A 20851-nucleotide genomic window follows, 5' to 3' on the forward strand; every position below is an offset into this window, starting at 1 on the left:
CAAAATTAAATTTAATTTATTATGAAAAAGTCATTATTCGTAGCTGCTATCGCTGCAATCTCTCTAGTTGCTTGTAAAAAAACTGAAGCTACTGCTACTGAAGGTACTACTGATTCAGCTGCTGTAACTGCTGATTCAGCTGCTGTTGTAGTTGATTCTGCTGCTAAAGTTGTTGATTCTGCTGCTACTACTGCTGTAGATGCTACTAAAGATGCTGCTGCTGCTACTACTGCTGCTGGTGCTGAAGTTGCTAAAGATGCTGCTAAAGGAGCTGCTGACGCTGCTAAAGGAGCTGCTGATGCTGCTAAAGGTGCTGCTGATGCTGCTAAAGATGCTGCTAAGAAATAATTCTAGCATAAGCTTAACAATAAAAGAACCGTTTCACCCAGTGAAACGGTTTTTTTATGTCTTGTTTTAATCTGTCATTGTAAACCCAAAGGTAAAGCAACTTCAGAATATAAAATATACGGAATTACTTATAGCGTAAATCTTTTATCCTTTTTTCTGTTTCAATGATTCATAACAGGTGATGGCTACCGCATTGCTCAGGTTTAAAGAATCAATACTTCCAGCCATTGGAATCAGGGTGTTCTGTCCTTTTCCCATCCAGAAATCACTCAATCCTGAATGTTCAGTACCAAACAATACCGCAGATCGCTGTTTGAAATCTTTTTTATAAAGATCTTCCGCACTTTCATCCATCAGAGTAGTATAGATGTTGAATTTGTTTTGCTGAAGAAATTTCAGTGTTTCTTCATTTTCAGCCTGATAGACTTCCATACCAAAAAGGCAGCCTACACTGGATCTGATGACATTGGGGTTATAGAAATCTGTTTTTCCGTCTGCTACAATAAGGGCATCAATTCCAAATGCCTCACAGCTTCTTAAAATTGCTCCCAGGTTTCCAGGTTTTTCTACACCTTCAACAATAATAACCGTAGCGTTTTCTTTTGGAACAAATGATGATAAAAGTGCTTCTTTAGCCTGATAAATACCGATAATCCCTTCAGAGCTTCCTCTGTATGCTATTTTTTCATATACTTTCTCACTGACGTAGTAGATCTTTCCATCAGGTGTTTTTCCTTTAAAGATATTTTCACAAATAAAATATTCTAAAGGCTCGAAATGATAGTGTACAGCTCTTTCATTTTCCTGCTGTCCCTCTACAACAAATACATTGGATTTTTTACGGAATCTATTGTCAGTAAGGAGCTTAGTGACGTTTTTTACTTTATCGTTCTGAAAACTTTCTATCAACATAGTGCAAAATTATGCAAAATTTATGATTGAGCTTCTGTGCTTTTAGAAAAAAGCATTCTCCACGTAATCTGAAAAGGTATTTTATTTTTCCTTTTATAATATACAATGATAGCTATAATGAGAAAAATAGATAAGAGCTTATAGAGGTTTCCATAAAGGTTTCCGGCAACATTTTCCGAAACAGTAAAGATTTCCCAATATAAATTCATGAAGAAATGGAGAAATATGGCAGACCATAGATTAAAGCTCTGTTCAATATAAATCCAGGCAAAAAATGCAGACCCCAAAAATGTAATGGCGAATATTTCAATAAGTTCCATGGAATTCTGACTTTGGTACAAATGAACCTGTGCAAATAGTAAAGATCCCAGTAGTATAGATGATAAAAATCCGAGCCGGGTGAACCTGTATAATGTTCCAATGAGAAAAGCCCTGAAGATTATTTCTTCAAAGAATGCAGAGGAAATAGTATTGATGAATAGGGATTCAATGTTTATAGCCGTGCTTATTTTAAAGTGAATTCCATATCCGATCAGCATGGGTGAAGTACCTAGAAATGCTAAGGTAAAGCCTTTAATAATTGATTTATCCAGAGAAAAGAGACTGGAAATACTCTTTGTAGGAGATAAAATCTTTGATGTGATGACCAATGGGATTAAAGTAATTGTGTAAGCCATTACATGAGCAATAGCTTTGCTGTGAAAAATTTCTTTAAAGAATTGTTGAATATTTTTGAAATAAAATAAGTCAAAGAAATAATAGGTGATAAATCCCAGGATAAAGATTGAAAAAAAGCCAATATTCTTACTCATGTCAGTTATTTTGAGCAAAAATGTACTATTAATTAACGTGTATCAAATTAATGTGATGAGTGTCAAGGAATAGTGACCAATGGCAAGCTTTTACCTCTTAGACTGTTGTAATTGAGGAATAATGTCAGAGATAAAACTTCTGGAAACCGGAATTTCAAAATCAATTTCCGGAAGAATTAGTTTATAGCCCTGAGCATTTCCTTTAAGATCCTTTACTTTTTCCAAATTGATAATGTGGGAGCGGTGGCATTTTTTAATGGAATGGGTTTCCACTTGTTTTAATATATTGGATAAGCTTATTCTGATTAAAAGTTTTTTTACCTTATTATTTTCTAAAAAGTAAACGCTGCAATAGTTTTCCATAGATTGTACATACAGGAAATTTTCTTCAGCAACTTCCAGTTCGATATTGTTACCAGAAATTTTCAGGACTTTTTCTTTAGTTTCCTCAGAGTTGTTTATAAGTTGAGGAGCAATATCCAACGCCGTATTTTCAGGAATGTTTTTTAAATAAATATATCTCGACAAAATATAGATAGCAGAAATGGGAATACCTATTGCTAAAGAGTAGAGAAACATATAGCCATAATTTTCAAGGCTAAGTTTTACATGACTTATAAAAAATGCATTGTAAAAGTAAGAAAAGATGGATCCTAACAATAAGATGACAAGGACTTTTAAGAGTTCATATCCAATATTCCATTCTTTGAATTGAGAAACAAAAAGGCTTGAAACAAAAAAGGCAAGTCCAAAAATAAGAGTGTAAGGGAAAAGAATAATGTATTTATAAGGATGATGAAAATTTTCCGTACCAAAAGGTTGAAATATAATCAGAAAAAGATAAACCAGAATTCCCGCGGCTATGGAGGAAACCAGTATCTCTTTTATAGATTTTGATCTTGGATATAAATAAGATACAATAAAAAGCATTTCAGATATTTTATCAAATTTTTAGTATCCGTTCTTACATGGATGATTCTTAAATTTTTAATTTTCCGTGTCTAAGATATTGCTGTTATCAATAAGACTTGGTGGAAGATCTTTTTTGTTTTTGATGCCCAGAGATTTAAGCTTTTGAGTCTGAATAATAAGATTATCATTACCCGTGTGAAGCTGTTTGTAGGCATCGTTATACACATTTTTGGCCTGGTCAAGATTCCTTCCTACTTTCTCGAGATTCTCCACAAAACCTACAAACTTGTCATAAAGTTTAGCACCCCGTTCAGCAATTTCCAAGGAATTTCTGTTTTGATATTCACGTTTCCAAAGATCAGCAATAAGCTTCAGAGAGGTGATCAGATTACTTGGATTCAGTAACAGGATTCTCCTTTCGTAAGCGTAATTCCAAAGGTGCTGGTCTGCCTGCATCGCTGCAATATAGGCGGGTTCACTGGGGATAAACATCATTACAAAGTCTAACGATTTTCCATAATCATCATAGGCTTTCTGACTAAGCTGTGTAATATGGTTTTTGATGGATCCCAGATGCTGGCTTAGTTTTATGGCGTATACATCTTGATCGGTTTCGTCTACCAGATCCGTAAAAGCCGTGAGTGAAACTTTAGAATCAATAATTACATTTCTTTCATCAGGATATTTTATAACGGCATCAGGACGCATTTTCTTACCTGAAAATTCGGAAAACAGAGCATTGTTATCTTCATCGCGAAGTTCATGTTCAAGAAAATATTCCCTTCCTTTTACAAGTCCTGATTTTTCAAGGATACTTTCCAAAATCATTTCACCCCAATTTCCCTGGGTTTTACTTTCCCCTTTCAGAGCCCTGGTCAATTTTTTAGCATCCTCAGAAATCTGCTGATTAAGCTCGGCAAGTTCTTTTACTTTTTCGGCCAGTGAGAAACGTTCTTTATTTTCCTTTTCATAGGCTTCATTGACCTTATTTTTAAGCTCAGCAATTTTTTCCTGAAAGGGATCAAGAATATTTTTTAAGTTATTTTGATTCAGGGTAGTGAATTTTTCTGTCTTTTCCTCTAAAATTTTATTAGCAAGGTTTTCAAACTGTAATTTTGACTCTTCCTGAATTTTTGTAATTTCTTCTTTCTGCGTAGCCAATGATTTTTGAAGACCCTCATTCTTTGCTGAAAGCTCAGCATTTTTAGCAAAAATATCCTGCTTTTCCAAAACCAGTGTATCGATATAAGAAGTCTGTTTAATGCTAAGCTGCTTCAATTCCTGATACTGCATGTTCAGCGACGAATACTCGGCAGAGATTTTTGCGAATTCATTCTTCAGATCGTTCAGAAGATCCTGATGTAGAAGATGTTGTTCTTTTTCTTTTTCAACCTCTTTGCCCAGTTCCTGAATTTTCAACCCACTGTTGGAAAGGTCGGAATTATTTTTAATATATAAATTATTCAATTCATCATAAGAGCTCCTTGAAACCATTGACGATTTCAAAGCAAAATATAAAACTACGGCTCCCAATAAACCGCCTGCAATAAACCCAATAATTAAATAGATCATCTCCATTTTTCAAAATTATGAAAAAAGGCTGGAAGTTGCTACCGGATAATGAATTCCCGGAAGCGCTGCTCTTTCAATCTTTAGCCTTTTTCCCTAAAGAATACTTATATTTATAGGAAATTTCAGGGCTATATGAATATTTTGTTGGTAGAAGATGATCAGAGAATCAGTAACTTTCTTATAAAAGGGCTTACCGAAGCAGGCTACAGTATGACACTTGCTGATTCCGGTGAAAAAGCCCGGGAGCTTCTTACCACGTATAATTTTGATATTATTTTAATGGATATTATGCTTCCCGGTTTAGACGGAATACAGCTTACCCAGTTGATAAGATTTAAAGGAAATTATACCCCGATTATTATTCTAAGTGCATTAAACAGTCCTGATGATAAAATAAAAATGCTGGATCTCGGGGCCGATGATTATTTATCCAAACCTTTCCATTTTGAAGAGCTTATTTCAAGAATTAAAGCATTGACCAGGCGAAATAAACTAAGTTACCAGAAAGAAAATCAGCTCCTGTCTTGTGGTAATATTGTGATTGATACAGATCTTCATAAAGTGTCACAGGGCGATAAGGAAATTGAGTTTTCTCCTACCGAATATAAACTTTTTACTTTCCTGATGGAAAATAAGAATAAAGTAGTCAGCAGAACCCAGATTTTACATAATGTGTGGGGCATTGATTTTGATAATTCAACGAATGTGGTGGATGTTTATATTTCCTATGTCCGTAATAAGATTGATGAAACCGATCAAAAAATTATTCATACGGTAAAAGGAACAGGTTATTTAATTAAAGACTGAAGATGACACTCAGAAACAGGTTTACTCTTATTTCAAGCCTTTCATTCGGCATTGTTTCTATTGTCACATTTGTGGTGATATTCTTTGCTTATTATGACAGTACCAAGATCTTTTATTTTGAAAAGCTTAGAAATACGGCTCTTATTTCTGCGATCTATTATCTTGAAAAAGATGAACTTCCGAAAGACAGACATGCCCAGATTAAGCAAGAGTACAATCACCTTATCCAGAATAACCGGGTGGCTGTTTACAATCAAAATAATAAAGTTACATTCGGTCAAAACCTGGATGATACTAATATTAAGCTGCAACATATTCAGACGGCAAGAAATAACAAAGGTGTGCAGTTCATGTCGGATAACAGTTTTTATTACGGGATTTTTTATCCTGATAACCAGGGGGATTTCGTTGTTTTTGTAAAATCACCTAATGATTCATTCCAGTCGCAGATGATCAGGCTTTCGGTTATTATGCTTGCCGTTCTTGTGCTTGGTTTGCTGGCTATTTATTTCCTCAGCCGCTATCTTTCAAAAGTGGTGTATAAACCGATTTCCAATGTGGTAGAGCGTATTAATAATGTAGATTACAACAATATTTCCACAGCAATTACCTCTACCAATACCAATGATGAAATTGAAGACCTTATTAAATCTTATAATAAATTATTCGGAAGGATTTCTGAAAGCATGTTGCTTCAGCAGAACTTTATTAATTATGTTTCTCATGAATTTAAAACTCCTTTAGCGGCGATCTCCGGAAACCTGGAGGTATTTGCTCAGAAAGACAGAACTCCGGAAGAGTACAAAGCAGTGGTCCGGGAATCTTTAGATAATGTATATGAGATTGAAAATATTCTCAACAATCTTTTACTGATGTCCGGAATGACGAAGCTTGAAACGTCCCATAAACAGGTACGGGTAGACGAACTGATCTGGAAAATTTATGAGAAACTTGAGCCGAAAGCAAAAGAAAAACACTCATCTATTAAAATACAGCTTCAGGTAATAAAACCTGCCTTATTGGAGATTCCGGGAAATGAAACTTTGCTTTATCTAGCCTTATATAATATTGTGGAAAATGCTGTCAAATATTCTCATGATACTCCTGTCGTTATTACATTATCGGAGAAAGATAGCTGCCTGAATATTGAAGTTAATGATCAGGGAAAAGGAATTCCGGCACAGGATCTTGCAAAAATTACGGAAACATTTTACAGAGGTAAAAATGTAGACAATATTAAAGGGAGTGGCATTGGGTTGTCATTATCCAAAAGTATTTTTGACCATCATAATATCCTTATGAAAATAGATTCTGCGGTCAATATGGGAACTAGCGTTCTGCTTGTGTTTCCCACTACTTAATTTCATGCAGATTTTACAGATTCTACAGATGTTTGTATATGAAATACTTACATGATAAAATTGTGTTATTTGTGTAGCGCATTAGTGGGATTTGTGTTTAAAATCTACCACAGATGTACGGATTTTTTGAATCCTCATTGTTAATTAATAGCCGCCGTTATTCGTGTTAAAAAAATAGGCTTAATCTCACTGATCTGCGAGAGCCTTAAAAAAGTATCTCTACCTGTTCTAATCAAATTCTAATGTTGGGCTAATTGAATTTTAATTTGATTCGAAATTGGGTCTAATACTAGAGGGATAGCTTTGTGGTCTTAAATATAAGACCTTTGAAGAAGATTATTTTTACCCTATTTTATATTCACTGTTTTAGTTTTTTTTCTGCACAGATTTCCGATACCGTGAAGATCGGCAGAAAGGAAGCTGAAACAGTTTTTCTTGCTAAGAACCTTGATCTTATTGCCCAGAAACTGGAGATTTCCCAGGCAGAAGCCCGTGCTCTTCAGGCAAAATACTGGCCTAATCCTACATTAAGTATCAGTGAAGTCAATCTATGGAGAACTTATGACATTGAAGAGCAGCCTGCGCTTATTGGAAATTGGGGAAAGAATACCCAGATTTCTGCTGAAATAGAGCAGGTGATTCAGACAGCCGGTAAGAGGAGGAAAAATATAGAATTACAAAAGATTGAAGTAGAGGGGGAGAAGTATGAGCTGCAGGAAGTATTCCGTGAGCTTAAAAAGACATTGAGAAATACAATTACTGAAATTCTCTATAACCAGGAACAACAGAAAATCTATCAGGGTCAGATCTCTTCCATTGAGAAACTGACAAAATCTTACAACAACCAATTGAACCTTGGAAATATCAGTAAAGCGGAGTACGTCCGCTTAAAAGCACAGGAAATTGAATTCAAGAAAAAGCTGATTTCATTGAAGCAGGAAATTGAAGACCAGCAGGTGGAACTGAAAGCTTTACTGATGATTCCCTCTCAGTCTTATCTTGTTATTTCTGATTCTTTTACGATGCCGGAAAAACAGCTTTCCGAAGTGGAAATGGTACAATGGATAGAAAAGGCAAAAGAAAACCGGCCGGACATTCTGATTTCCAGAAATAAAGAAAAACAGGCGGATAAAAATCTGGAAATACAGAATGCCATGAAGACTCCGGATATTGCCGTTTCAATAGGCTATGACCGCGGTGGAAATATTATGAAAGATTTTATAGGATTGGGATTATCTTTTGATCTTCCCATTTTCGACCGAAATAAAGGGAATATTCAGGAGGCCCAGCTGGAAGTTCAGAAAATGAAAATTGAAACCCGAAAAAATATGCTGAAGTCTGAAAATGAAATTGTTTCTGTTTTCAGAAATTATATCCGGACACAGCAGATTTCAGAAGAAATAGATGATACATATGAGTCTACTTTGGATGGTTTGTTGGTGAGCCATGAGAAAAATTTCAGGTTGAGAAATATCAGTATGCTGGAATACATGGATTTTCTGGATACCTACATTGGTAATAAAATGATCATCCTGGATACTAAAAAAGAGCTTAATCAATACTACGAAAACCTGCAATATGTTGTAGGACAAGATTTATAATACTTAGATATGAAAATGAATATTACCAGATACATTGCTGCAATTTATCTTTCTGCTTTGGTTTCCCTTACTGGCTGTAAGGATCAAAAACAGGATAACGAAATTCAGAAACCCTATTGCATCAGTAAAGAACTTAAAAAGGATATTAAACTTGTTCAGGCAGAAATGCGCCCTATTGAAGAAAGCATTACACTTACCGGAGAAGTGGAAAGCAATTCAGACAAAACAGTTCCTTTTGTAAGTCTTGTAGATGGAGTGGTTACAGAAACGTACTTTTCTTTGGGAGACTATGTGAAAAAAGGGCAGGTTTTAGCAAGTGTAAAAAGTACGGCTGTCAATGAAATGCAGGATGATACCCAAACGTTGCAGGCTCAGCTGGCAGTGGCCAAAAGAAAGCTGTCTTCTGTAGAAGCGATGTATAAAGATGATATTGCCTCTCAGAAAGATTTGCAGGAAGCCAGATCCGAAGTGGCGATATTGCAGTCTAATATTTCCAAGACCCAAAAAAATATGCAGCTGTATTCAGCAGGAGGGAACACGATTCAGATTAAAGCTCCCGCGGACGGATATGTTGTTTCCAAAAATATTTCCAAAGGAATGCCGGTTACAGCTGGAGGTGATCAGCTATTTACCGTTTCCAATCTGGATAAGGTTTGGGTAATGGCTAATGTATATGCTACCAATATGAGACATGTGTATGTAGATCAGCCGGTAGTGGTGAAAACCCTGGCGTATCCTGATGACAGTTTTTCCGGGAAAATCAACAATATTTCACAGGTTTTTAACGAAAATGAAAGAGTCCTTAAGGCGAAGATCATTATGGATAATAATGGAATGAAGCTAAGACCCGGAATGTCCGCGGATATTGTTCTTCCGGTCAATTCACAAAACAGAAGTGCACTGGCAATTCCTGCTAAGGCTATGATCTTTGATAATAATCAGAGTTATGTGGTGGTGTACAAAAAAGACTGTGAACTGGAGATCAGGCCGGTAACGGAAATAACTTCCAACAGCCAATATATTTATGTGGAAGGAAATTTAAAGCCTGGTGAAAGTGTTATTGCTTCCAATGGGTTACTGATCTATGAAAACCTGAAAAACCAATTAAATAACTCCACCAAGTAATGCGAAAATTTGTACAGAATATAGTTTCCTTCTCTTTAAAAAACTCATTGATTGTTCTTCTGGGAACTTTCCTTTTGTTGGCTGGAGGAATCTATTCCTATATGCATACCCCCATTGAAGCATTTCCGGATGTTACCAATACCAGAGTAAGGGTGATTACCCAATGGCCGGGAAGAAGTGCCGAGGAAATAGAAAAATTTGTTACCCTGCCAATTTCGAAAGAAATGAATGCGATCCCGAATAAAACCTCGGTACGGTCTATTTCACTGTTCGGATTATCGGTGGTTACTGTAATTTTTGATGATCATGTAGATGATTTTTATGCCCAGCAGTATGCCTCTAATAAGCTGGGAAATGTGGAGCTCCCCAACGGTGCAGAATACAGTATCGAGCCTCCTTCCGGAGCTACCGGTGAAATTTATCGGTACATTATCAAAAGTAAGCTGCCGATCAAAGAAGTCACAGCGATTCAGGATTGGGTCATCGAAAGAGAATTGCTGGCAGTTCCGGGAGTAGCTGACGTGGTCAGTTTTGGTGGTGAAGAAAAAACATATGAAATAAAAATTAATCCTACGGAATTACACAATTATGACCTTTCCCCCCTGGATGTGTATGAAGCAGTTTCGAAGAGTAACATCAATGTAGGAGGAGATGTAGTGGCTAAGGGAGATCAGGCTTATGTAGTGCGGGGGATCGGTCTTTTGGAAAAAAAGGAGGATATTGAAAACATCCAGATTGAAGTAAAAGGTTCTACGCCTATTTTGGTGAAACATGTGGCAGAAGTAAAAATTTCGGCAAAACCAAGATTGGGACAGGTAGGATACAATAAAGAGAATGATGTAGTAGAAGGAATTGTGATAATGCTTCGTGGTGAAAACCCAAGTGAGGTTATTGCGAAACTGAAGGATAGGATAGAGCAGCTGAACGGAGGAGAACTTCCGGGTGATATCCAGATTGTTCCTATTATTGACCGTACGGAGCTGGTGAACACAACCGTTCATACCGTTTCCAAAAACCTGATTGAAGGGGTGATTTTGGTCTCTATTATAGTATTTATATTCCTGTATAACTGGAGAACGACATTCATAGTGGCTTCGGTGATTCCTCTGGCTTTCCTCTTTGCTATTATTATGTTGAGAATTCAGGGGCTTCCTGCTAACCTGATTTCTATGGGAGCATTGGATTTCGGATTATTGCTGGAGGGAACGCTGGTTATTGTAGAACATGTATTTGTAGCCCTCGAACTCAAGGCCAGGAAAATAGGACTCCGAAGGTTCAATAAGATTTCAAAACTCGGGATCATAAAAAGAAGTGCCGGAAGTGTGGCAAGCTATATCTTCTTTGCATTGCTGATTCTTATTGTGGCATTGCTGCCCATTTTCTCTTTCCAGAAAGTGGAAGGAAAAATGTTCTCTCCTTTAGCATTTACATTGGGATATGCCTTGTTGGGATCATTAATCTTGAGTTTGACCTATGTGCCCGCAATGTGTAAACTGTTGCTGACTAAAAATATAGAAGAAAAGGAGAACTTTATATCAAGATTCTTCAGGGTGAATATCTATAGAATTTATGAATTCAGTGACCGTCATAAAAAAGGATTTATGATCGGGTTTATTACTTTATTAGCGATTTGTGGCTGGAGATTCTCCAATTATGGATCTGAATTTTTACCTAAGCTGAATGAAGGAGCAATCTATGTACGTGCAACACTTCCCAATAGTGTAAACCTTGATGAATCCGTACGTCTGACGAAAGAAATGAAAGGGATTCTAATGAAGTATAATGAAGTGAAATTTGTGATGACCCAGACAGGCCGTCCAAACGATGGAACAGACCCTACCGGATTTTTTAATATTGAATTTAATATTCAGCTGAAGCCGGAAAATGAATGGAAGAAAAAAATATCCAAAGAAGAACTTCTGGAAGAAATGAGAGGCTCTCTTGAAAAATATCCGGGTATTAACTTCGGATTCAGCCAGCCGATTCAGGATAATGTGGAAGAATATGTGGCTGGAGTAAAAGCCCCATTGGTGATCAAGATTTTCGGGAACAATTTATTTGAACTTGAAAACTATGCCAATCAAGTAGCCAATTCTATCAGAACGGTTCCTGGAATTTCAGACGTAAATGTCTTTAAAAATATTGGGCTTCCTGAGCTTAGGATACAGCTTCATGATTCTAAAATGGCAAAATACGGTGTTTCTACAGCAGATGCACAAGCCGTTATTGAAATGACCATTGGGGGGCAGGCTGCCACCAAGTTCTATGAAGAAGAAAGAATGTTTGATGTCATGCTGAGATTTGAAAAACAATATCGCGATACCCCTGAAAAAATGGGGGATATCCTGATTCCTACCCAGGATAATAAAAAAGTACCGTTGAAAGAAATTGCAACGATTGATTATCATACCGGTCCGTCTTTTATTTATCGTGAAGGAAACAGCAGGTACATTGGAGTAGGATTTAATATCGAAGGCCGTGATTTAGGAAGTACGATCAAAGAAGCCAAAGCCAAAGTTGAAAAAGAAGTAAAACTTCCCAAAAGTCATAGAATGACCTGGGCCGGGGAGTTTGAAAGCAAAGAAAGAGCAGCAAAACAGCTGGCAATGGTAGTACCTATTTCTTTAGTTCTTATTCTGATGCTGTTGTATTTCAATTTTGGAAATGTAAAAGATACGCTGATCTCTTCCATTACATTGGCGTTTGCGTTTATCGGAGGGTTTTTATCCCTCTGGCTGACGGGGACCATTTTCGGAATCTCTGCAGGGATCGGTTTTATTATCCTTTTTGGAGTAGCAACTATTGATGGTATCGTTCTGATTGGAGTCATGAAGGAGAACTTACAAAACAGGATGCCTCTTAAACATGCCATTGCTCAAGGGGTACAAAGCAGGATCCGTCCGGTAGTGATGATTGCCTTAATGGGGTCTATGGGACTTTTACCGGCAGCAATGTCCAATGGAATGGGGTCTGAAATCCAAAAACCGTTAGCAATTATGATTGTAGGAGGACTGATTATCTGTATGTTTCTGTCATTTACCATACTGCCGATTATATTCTATTATGCTTATCGTAAAAAGCACAAAGAAGCCATATAGTTTCTTTCATTTTTGTTCATTATGTTAACCGGGATTCTTGAGGGAGATCCCGGTTTTTTATTCCATTAAGTGCTTTTTGCAAACTCTGATATTTCAATATTTTTTGCCACATCATTTTCATATCGGTTTTGGTTTATTTAAAGGTAATAAAAACCTATGATCAGCGGTATATTTCTTTGAAAATGAATAGAATGATCTTTTTAATAATAAAAAAGTGAGCCGGAAGCCCACTTTATTTGTTGTTCATTAGATTATGGAGTAATTATAATGGGATCTGGAAAAGGTTCAAGAACCAATGGTTTGCACATTGCGGCCGGCTGGCAGGTTCCCCCCATGCATATAAAATTAGTCATAGTGGTGGAGCCGTCAGGACATCTGATCATGGCTTCACCATGGCATCCTCCAGGACATTGTGCAGGATACAAAGTTCCTCCAAAGACATCTTTCAAATCTGTTCTTGAAAGTTTTGATACGTTCTTTTTCATGGTTTAATTTTTTTTGTTTAGTAAATTAATTTATTCTTAACACTCTTATAATTAATTAAGTAAGCTTAAAAATATTGAACTAAAATAGTAAATTATTCTATGATAATTGAATTAATTTATGATAAATGTTAAAATGAAGGTTAGATTTTTTAAAAATGCCAAATAAGCTTAAAATAGAAGAATGTCAATTAGATTTGAAATCTAACTATGAATAGTATAGTGATGTGATTTCTGTTTATTTGTGCTTTGTTTTTACCTCCAGTTTAGGCAAGTCTTTTTTATATTGTTCAGCATCCCATTTAATTTGCCAATTCTTTACATACTCTGCCAATGGAGGAAGTCCAACATTTGCGCGTCTTTTATCTACATTCTCAGGATCTTCTAATGGGGATACATAATATATTTGTGTTTCAGGATCACGTCCGATCTGGCTGCCGTAAATTTGTCTTTTACCTTGTCTCAGGGCCACCCTGTCTTCGAGAAGGGCCAGACTGCTGCTTTGTGCTTTACCATTTTTTACAGCATCTCTCATCATGGGTAAATATTTTTCCTGTGTTGCCTGATCTGCATGTTGGATAACAAGAAATAATGTAGTACTTCCCTGTCCGCCCACAATATCAGGACCCACCCAGCCATATTTATCAAGAATGGCTTTTACCTCAATAAGATTTAGTGAATCTTTTTTATTGATAAGCTGCCAGTGCTCATTCATTTCTTTTGATTCCCCACCGTATTTTTTTTCAATACCATCGATTTGTTTTCTGTACTTTTGGTCTTCATTATAAATGTTATCAAGCTTTGCGGCCAAGGGTTTATTCAAATTTGCTTCTGCTTTCTCCTGATTCTGTTTGATTTTTTCCATTAGAGGCTTCCATCGTTTATCACTATGTAAAGAGCTAAGGTCTGTATCCGTTGTTATATGGTTATAATTACTGAATTTTACTGCAATCCTGTCAAGTTGGGAAAATGCACTGTCTGGCCCTGATGCCATTGCCCAAGAGCATGCTGCGTTATACCTATCATTTAGAGACGCTTTCCAGCCGTTAGATTTAAATGCTTCTGAATAGTTGCTGGCAGAGTTTTTGAAATCCTTGGCACGGTAAAGTGATTCAGCCGTTTTTACTTTATCAGTGTATTCTTTAGAAACAGTTTGTCCGAAGAGCAGTTTTGTTGATACTAAAAAAAGCAATACGAATAGTCTTATTTTCATGGAATTAATTTTTATAAGTTTTAATTTGTATGATGTTGAAAATGAGTCTCTAATATAGTAATAAAAACAAATCACTATATGACGATATAGTGATTTGTTTTTATTTTGTTTAACAATGAGAATGAATTATGATTGAAGGAGTATTCATAATTTATTGTTTTATTCAGCTTCCACAATACATATAGTATGATGGTTGATCATTTTCTCTTTTTTCATTGCTTTGAGGAGTAAGCCCTTCAAAAAAGATATGGTCGCCAAGTTCTTTATTACTGACTTGATTTTGTAATTGATACGGTAAATCCAGAGCTGTGAAGTTGGTACCATTACTTGCTTTCAGCTTAGCGCAAAACTCTACCTGAAACATGCCATAGTCACTATTATCTTCGCTGAATACATCATTTTCATCACCCATCAATGTTTCGTTGGGGGCAATATCTTCTTTTCCTTTGATCCACGCTTCATATAAAACATATATTTCAGGTGCGTTTATTACGGTTTTATATGGCTCCCAGGACGCTTTTTCTTTTAAAATCAGAGTTTGGTAGTCTGTGATTTCCTTATTAAAATCCTCACTGCTGTTGTAAGCTTTCTTTTGAAAAGCCCAGAGAATGTTTGATAATAGACCCATTTGTTTTCGTTTTTAAGTGATTAAACGTTTATTTTTAAGTTATTACTTTTTCTTAATTAACGAAAAGAACAAAATATACACAGTTAAGGACTGTTGCTATAAATGAGCAATAAATACAGCCAAATTATCATGTGTTTTTCCTGTGAATAATCTTATGATCCAATAATTAATAATGTAAGCAGGTATGAGTAAACTAAAAGAGAAAACTGACAGGAACGTAAATTTGTATAAAATGGCCAGGATAATAATGGTACTGACAACAGAGGCTATGATAGTCCCGAGAAAGCTGTGCATTAAAGTATCTGAATCAACTTTTAAATTTTCAACTTTCTGATGGATCTGATTGTATTTTATATCTACAAGAATTCCAATGGTTTTATCGAATAACAAGTCAGAGCTTAATAATGATAAACATTCCTGTTTTGATAATTTATTCATGTAATGCCCATGAATCTCTCTTATCAATCTGTTTTGTTCATTTAAAAATAATTCTGAGCTTTAATTTTATTCTGAAAATCTTCCAGAGTACCCCTGCTTACAATTTCGTCTATGATTTCCTTATCTGGCTTACCCTGATGATCTATCTGATTCTTATAAGATTCGATCAGATCCTGTTCTGAAAATTTACTATAAAATCCCATTTTCTAAGGATTTTCCTTCGAAATTTCTTCGTGATGTTTAAGATATAGAGGCAATGCCGCCGATCCATACCATGGGAAAATTTCATAACTAAAGACTCCGGCTTGTACAGCGGGATCTGTCTTTACCCACTGCTCTGCTTCTTCTTTAGATTTTGTATTAAAGATGAACATACCGCGGTAGTTTTCTTTATTTTTTTCCAGAAAGGGTCCTGCTACAATAATTTTTCCTTCATCAGCCAGCTTTCCGATATTGGTCATATGACCTTTCATGACTTCTCCCATTTTGGCTTTGTCATCTATTTTTGTGCTTCCGGAAGTAAGCATCACAATGGTGTAGGCTTTCATTCCATATTGATCTGCGCCAAGAGAGGCAGCCAGTTCCTGATTGAATTTTACTTTTTCCTTTTTATTCTCCTGGGCGAAGGATAAAGTGGTCAGCAAAACAGTAAAAGGTATAAAAATTTTTAATTTCATAGATGTTTTAATTATAATGTGGATATCTCAAATCTGACATCTGCTGTCTAAACCCTAATCTTTTATTCTTAAAAACTCCTTGGCAAGCTCTATCATTTTAGGATCACCCGTGTATTTTCCATGCTCATCAGAAAGTTTTACTGTTGGGATCCATTCTTTGTTAGGAGCCTGTACACCAATAAGTTTCATAACAATATTCATTGGTTTTACCCCTACATCATTGGTAAGGTTGGTTCCTATTCCAAAAGAGATGCCTATTTTTCCTCTGCAGTAGCTGGTAATTTCCCCTACCTTTTCAAGATTCAGGGCATCAGAGAAAATAATATACTTAAACATCGGATTGATGCCGTTATTCTGATAATGCGCAATGGTTTTATCGGCAAATTCAAGGGCATCACCGCTATCATGACGTACCCCGTCAAAAAGCTTGGCGAATTTTTTATCAAACTGCTGGAAGAAAACATCTGTGGTATACGTATCTGAAAGAGCAACTCCAAGGTCTCCTCTGTATACATCTACCCAATGTTCCAAAGCGAGTTCATTGGCCATTTTGAAACCATATTCAGCAGCGTGGAACATAAACCATTCGTGAGCATGGGTTCCAATTGGCTTTACACCATACTTCATGGCGAAATGAACATTGGAGCTACCGATAAAAGTAGAATCTTTTTTCTGTGTCAAAGCTTCCATTACCAGGTTCTGTACTTTATAAGAATGTCTTCTTCTGGTTCCGAACTCTGCAAAAGTTACTCCAAGTTCTCCCAATGAATCTGCCTTCTCCAGCGTTTTGCTCATTACTATTTCATTGGAATCCCTTTCCATATGATTCATTTCGTAGTGAAGTTCGCTGATCAGTGCCAGTAAAGGAACCTCCCAAAGAATCGTTCTGTACCAAAGTCCTTCAACTATTACAGAAAGATCGCCTCCTTCCTGATGAATTTTTACTTCAGAAGGATCATAGTGATAGCCTTCTAAAAAATCCAGGTAGGGCAGGTCGATATAAGGACAGGTTCTTGCCATGAATTTCTTCTCATCTTTGGTAAGCTTAAGTTCTGCCATCTTATTAACAGCATCCCTTAACGCAGCATCAAAACCTGGCGGAAAGTGATGTTTCCCCCTATTGATAAATTCGTATTTTACAATAGAACCTGGGAAAAGTTTTACCACTGCATTTTGCATGGTTATTTTATAAAAATCATTATCGAGAATTGAGTTCAGTCTTACGTCGTTCATAATATGTGTAATTTTAACGCAAATATAGAAATAAAAAATAAAATCGCCTAAATGTAAGGCGATTTTTTTGAAATATTTCAATGCTTGCTATTGCGCTATTTTCCAAGGTAAGAATTGTACATCCAAACTTCTTTCTCCTGTTCTGTGATATAGTCGCTCATTTGAGAGTTTGTACCTTCATCACCTGCTTCATCCGTAATATCTAATAAGTCTCTCTGAAGATCAATAACCACCTTGAAAGAGCTTAAAATCAATTCAACACTTTTTGTACCATCTGTCACTTCTTTTGTCTCTTTAATGGTAGCTACTTTTAAATAGTCCGAATAATTATGAGCAGGAGTAGCTCCTAAAGTCAGAATTCTTTCTGCAATCTCATCAATTTTTAAAACCAGGCTATTGTATAGCTCTTCAAATTTAGGGTGAAGGGTAAAAAACTGATCTCCCTTAATATTCCAGTGAGCCCCTCTGGTGTTTTGATAGAATATGGAATAGTTGGCTAAAAGTGTATTTAATTTTTCTGAAATTTTTTTACAGTCGGCTTCTTTAAGACCGATAATACTGGCGTTTTTCATATATATATATTTTATATTTAATTGTTATGAGATCATAGGGAACTGTCTTCCTCACTGCGGTTTTGGCCAGGAGATGTTCATAATGGCAGTTTCATAAGTTATCTTTTTGAATCTATCAAATTTACGAAATATTGTGCCGAACTATCCTCTTTATTAATAGATGATAACTATAAGAAAATTTTAAAAAAAATAGTTTGAAAGTAGTATTATTGCAGAGATGAAAAGTTTTCTGATCACAGCAGCAGTATTTTTTGGGATATGTTTTATCTATATCCTGATTATGCTTTCTACTACCGGGAATTATTTTACTTATCTGTTGGATGATGCCTATATTCACATGGCAATTGCTAAAAATTTTGCAGTTCATGGTGTTTGGGGAATGACCCAGTATGCTTTCTCCTCTTCCTCTTCCTCTCCGGTTTTTACCGTTATTTTAAGTGCTTTGATTTCTCTTTTTGGAGACCATACTTTAATTCCATTAATTTTTAATCTGTTTTCAGCCGGATTGCTTATCGCCTTTCTTACTACATACTATTCGCTGTTTTTCAGCCAGAACAGATCTATAGTTTGGGCCTGCTTGTTTAGTCTTTTCTTTGCGGTGCTGCATGTGCAGATTGTAATCGGGATGGAACATATTTTACAGACATTGATGATTACCATCAATATTTACTGCTTTAAAAAATGGGCTGACAATGATTTTAAGGATAGGATTTCTCAATATGGTTTCTATTTTACGGTTCTGTTATTGGGCCTGATAAGATTTGAAAGCATGTTTTATTTTGTCTCTCTTGCTTTTGTCTTTATGCTGATCAGGAAATGGAAGGACTCTGCACTTGTACTGGTCTGTGGTTTCGTTCCTATTTTTCTCTTCGGCTACTTCAATTATCCTAAAAGTGGGTATTTTTTCCCCAATTCAGTTATTGCCAAAGGATCACTGATAGATTTCTCGGGCAGTATACCGATGCAGATCATTGATGTCGTACTGAAAAAAGTAGTTTTAAATATCAGTTTCTATAAAATTGGATTGTTTCCCTTAGTGATCAGTATTGTTTTATTATATAGGGATTGTCAAACAAAAGTAAGCTTTCAAAAAATCATTGCAAACAACTTTCTCATTATAACCTGGAATTTTACTTTTATCCTGCATAGTCTATTTGGTGAAATAAAGGGGCAATTCAGATATGAAGCTTATCTTTTGGTTGCTTTTGCAATGGTTCTCATTCCAAAGCTGAGATATTTTTTCACTCAGCCATTACAGTTTTTCAGAAAAGAAAGGATAATAGGAGTATGTATACTGGCAAATGTATTACTGCTGTTGTATAAGTCAGGTCATGCTCATATTTTGATTACCAATGGGAGTGCCAATATATATGAACAGCAGATTCAGTCTGCAAGATTTTTGAAAAAATACTATAATTCCTCTAAAGTGGTGGCTAATGATATTGGTGCCATCTGCTACTTTACGGATATCCATTTACTTGACTTCATGGGATTAGGATCTAAAGAAATGCTTCCTTTCAGAACGAAAGATAAAAGGCCTGATGATCAGTTTGAAAACTTTTTGACACGAAGTGCTGTTGAAAATAAGTATCAGCTGGCTATCGCTTATGAAGAATGGCTGGATGGGCATACCCCAAAGAACTGGAAAAAGGTTGCTTATCTGGAAGTGGAAGGAAAGAATGTAGTGCTGGGTGAAAAACACTTGTTCATATATTCTATTAACCCTGAAATTCATAATTCTTTAAAACAAAATGTTCGAAATTTTAATTGGAATACAAATGTTAAGGTTAAAATTATTGAGTAACTAAAAAAAATCATTCCTGTAGTTTTTCTTAATGAATAGATAATAGTTTGTTAACCGGACTGGCAGATTGTTTTTTTAGCTTTATCCCCAAAACTGATATGGCAGGTCCTGCGATTGATCCTTTAAAAGGAAAAGCAATAAAAGTTGCTTTTAAATAAAATTTTATTTTTTTTGAGTGAATCCTGAAGGTTCAACAATGAGGCAATAACATGAAAACCAATAGGGTTGCCGTGGGGTATAAAAAACAAATAAAAAGTTTTTTTAAACAAATAAAAATATATAACTACTTGTCAATTAAAAAAATATTAGTATTTTTGCACCCTAAAATAAAAAGCAATTAAATGCCTACTATTCAACAATTAGTAAGAAAAGGAAGAGCCACGCTTGCCAAGAAGAGCAAATCGGCTGCCCTTGATTCTTGTCCACAAAGACGTGGTGTATGTACGAGAGTATATACTACTACACCGAAGAAACCTAACTCTGCACTTAGAAAAGTAGCAAGGGTAAGACTTTCTAACGGTAAAGAAGTGAATGCCTATATCCCGGGCGAAGGACATAATCTTCAAGAGCACTCGATAGTATTGGTTAGAGGCGGAAGGGTGAAAGACCTACCGGGAGTACGTTACCACATCGTAAGAGGTGCATTAGACACCGCTGGTGTAAATGGAAGAACTCAGAGAAGATCTAAGTACGGAGCTAAGAGACCTAAACCAGGACAAGCAGCTGCGGCTCCTGCAAAAGGAAAGAAAAAATAATCATTAAATAAGGTACAGAAGCAATGAGAAAGACAAAAGCGAAAAAAAGACCGTTGTTACCAGATCCGAAATTTAATGATCAATTGGTAACTAGATTCGTAAACAACTTAATGCTTGACGGTAAGAAGTCAATCGCATTCAAAATTTTCTATGATGCATTAGAGATCGTAGAAACTAAAAAAGGAGATAACGAAAAAACTGCACTTGAAATCTGGAAAGATGCACTTACAAATGTAATGCCTCACGTAGAAGTACGTTCTAGAAGAGTAGGTGGAGCTAACTTCCAAATCCCTATGCCAATCAGAGCTGACAGAAAAATTTCTATGGCAATGAAATGGTTAATCAAATATTCTAAAGCTAGAAATGATAAGTCTATGGCTTTGAAATTAGCTAACGAAGTGGTAGCTGCTTCAAGAGAAGAAGGTGCTGCTTACAAGAAAAAGAGTGATACTCACAAAATGGCGGAAGCTAACAAAGCGTTTTCACACTTTAAATTCTAAT

Annotated in this window: 20 protein-coding genes; 9 read left to right on the forward strand and 11 right to left on the reverse strand. The window is 35.9% G+C overall.

The features are described from left to right. Window positions 1-21 precede the first annotated feature (21 nt). Complete coding sequence (locus tag MP477_RS16190) at window positions 22-348, forward strand: hypothetical protein (RefSeq protein ID WP_230034033.1); 327 nt, start codon at window positions 22-24, stop codon at window positions 346-348. Between the two features lie 144 nt (window positions 349-492). On the opposite strand, the gene MP477_RS16195 is transcribed toward MP477_RS16190, so the two are convergent. The 4 genes from MP477_RS16195 to rmuC all read right to left on the reverse strand — a co-directional run bounded on the left by MP477_RS16195 (window position 493) and on the right by rmuC (window position 4562). Further along, window positions 493-1260, reverse strand: coding sequence for an RNA methyltransferase (locus MP477_RS16195; RefSeq protein ID WP_257191197.1), 768 nt, complete (start codon window positions 1258-1260; stop codon window positions 493-495). Window positions 1261-1280: 20 nt separating this feature from the next. Then, window positions 1281-2072: a CPBP family intramembrane glutamic endopeptidase gene (locus tag MP477_RS16200; RefSeq protein ID WP_257191198.1), complete on the reverse strand. Its 792-nt coding sequence runs from the start codon at window positions 2070-2072 to the stop codon at window positions 1281-1283. Between the two features lie 90 nt (window positions 2073-2162). After that, window positions 2163-3002 (reverse strand): LytTR family DNA-binding domain-containing protein, encoded by an 840-nt coding sequence (locus MP477_RS16205; protein WP_257191199.1) that lies wholly within the window; start codon window positions 3000-3002, stop codon window positions 2163-2165. 57 nt (window positions 3003-3059) lie between these two features. Beyond that, a complete protein-coding gene (gene rmuC / locus MP477_RS16210; protein WP_257191200.1) occupies window positions 3060-4562 on the reverse strand; it encodes a DNA recombination protein RmuC in 1503 nt (500 codons plus the stop codon). A gap of 126 nt (window positions 4563-4688) precedes the next feature. Between rmuC and MP477_RS16215 the strand changes: the two genes are divergently transcribed. The 5 genes from MP477_RS16215 to MP477_RS16235 all read left to right on the forward strand — a co-directional run bounded on the left by MP477_RS16215 (window position 4689) and on the right by MP477_RS16235 (window position 12548). Next, window positions 4689-5363 (forward strand): response regulator transcription factor, encoded by a 675-nt coding sequence (locus tag MP477_RS16215; RefSeq protein ID WP_257191201.1) that lies wholly within the window; start codon window positions 4689-4691, stop codon window positions 5361-5363. Window positions 5364-5365: 2 nt separating this feature from the next. Then, window positions 5366-6724, forward strand: a complete 1359-nt coding sequence (locus tag MP477_RS16220; RefSeq protein WP_257191202.1) for a HAMP domain-containing sensor histidine kinase — start codon at window positions 5366-5368, stop codon at window positions 6722-6724. A gap of 326 nt (window positions 6725-7050) precedes the next feature. Continuing rightward, window positions 7051-8325: a TolC family protein gene (locus MP477_RS16225; protein ID WP_257191203.1), complete on the forward strand. Its 1275-nt coding sequence runs from the start codon at window positions 7051-7053 to the stop codon at window positions 8323-8325. A gap of 9 nt (window positions 8326-8334) precedes the next feature. Then, on the forward strand, window positions 8335-9450 hold the full coding sequence (locus MP477_RS16230) for an efflux RND transporter periplasmic adaptor subunit (RefSeq protein WP_257191204.1): 1116 nt from the start codon (window positions 8335-8337) through the stop codon (window positions 9448-9450). Next, the gene (locus tag MP477_RS16235; RefSeq protein WP_257191205.1) at window positions 9450-12548 is read left to right on the forward strand and encodes an efflux RND transporter permease subunit; all 3099 of its coding nucleotides are present in this window, start codon (window positions 9450-9452) and stop codon (window positions 12546-12548) included. The genes MP477_RS16230 and MP477_RS16235 overlap by 1 nt, the downstream gene beginning before the upstream one ends. Window positions 12549-12799: 251 nt before the next feature. Here MP477_RS16235 and MP477_RS16240 read toward each other — a convergent pair whose 3' ends face one another. From MP477_RS16240 to MP477_RS16270, 7 genes are all read right to left on the reverse strand, one after another. Beyond that, window positions 12800-13033, reverse strand: coding sequence for a hypothetical protein (locus MP477_RS16240; RefSeq protein ID WP_257191206.1), 234 nt, complete (start codon window positions 13031-13033; stop codon window positions 12800-12802). 235 nt (window positions 13034-13268) lie between these two features. After that, complete coding sequence (locus tag MP477_RS16245; protein WP_257191207.1) at window positions 13269-14243, reverse strand: DUF6624 domain-containing protein; 975 nt, start codon at window positions 14241-14243, stop codon at window positions 13269-13271. A 163-nt stretch (window positions 14244-14406) separates the two neighbouring features. Continuing rightward, window positions 14407-14871: a hypothetical protein gene (locus MP477_RS16250; protein ID WP_257191208.1), complete on the reverse strand. Its 465-nt coding sequence runs from the start codon at window positions 14869-14871 to the stop codon at window positions 14407-14409. A 479-nt stretch (window positions 14872-15350) separates the two neighbouring features. After that, the gene (locus MP477_RS16255; RefSeq protein ID WP_257191209.1) at window positions 15351-15512 is read right to left on the reverse strand and encodes a hypothetical protein; all 162 of its coding nucleotides are present in this window, start codon (window positions 15510-15512) and stop codon (window positions 15351-15353) included. Window positions 15513-15515: 3 nt separating this feature from the next. Next, window positions 15516-15986, reverse strand: a complete 471-nt coding sequence (locus MP477_RS16260; protein WP_257191210.1) for a YciI family protein — start codon at window positions 15984-15986, stop codon at window positions 15516-15518. A gap of 54 nt (window positions 15987-16040) precedes the next feature. Continuing rightward, the gene (gene pncB / locus MP477_RS16265) at window positions 16041-17219 is read right to left on the reverse strand and encodes a nicotinate phosphoribosyltransferase (protein WP_257191211.1); all 1179 of its coding nucleotides are present in this window, start codon (window positions 17217-17219) and stop codon (window positions 16041-16043) included. Between the two features lie 95 nt (window positions 17220-17314). Then, window positions 17315-17791, reverse strand: coding sequence for a Dps family protein (locus tag MP477_RS16270; RefSeq protein WP_257191212.1), 477 nt, complete (start codon window positions 17789-17791; stop codon window positions 17315-17317). A gap of 217 nt (window positions 17792-18008) precedes the next feature. Between MP477_RS16270 and MP477_RS16275 the strand changes: the two genes are divergently transcribed. The 3 genes from MP477_RS16275 (at window position 18009) to rpsG (ending at window position 20850) form a co-directional block, all read left to right on the forward strand. Then, window positions 18009-19595: a hypothetical protein gene (locus tag MP477_RS16275; protein WP_257191213.1), complete on the forward strand. Its 1587-nt coding sequence runs from the start codon at window positions 18009-18011 to the stop codon at window positions 19593-19595. Window positions 19596-19936: 341 nt separating this feature from the next. After that, the gene (gene rpsL / locus MP477_RS16280; RefSeq protein WP_002983146.1) at window positions 19937-20350 is read left to right on the forward strand and encodes a 30S ribosomal protein S12; all 414 of its coding nucleotides are present in this window, start codon (window positions 19937-19939) and stop codon (window positions 20348-20350) included. A gap of 23 nt (window positions 20351-20373) precedes the next feature. After that, complete coding sequence (gene rpsG / locus MP477_RS16285) at window positions 20374-20850, forward strand: 30S ribosomal protein S7 (RefSeq protein ID WP_047491372.1); 477 nt, start codon at window positions 20374-20376, stop codon at window positions 20848-20850. Window position 20851 lies beyond the last annotated feature (1 nt).

This window comes from Chryseobacterium sp. WG23, assembly GCF_024586575.1.
Classification (GTDB): domain Bacteria; phylum Bacteroidota; class Bacteroidia; order Flavobacteriales; family Weeksellaceae; genus Chryseobacterium.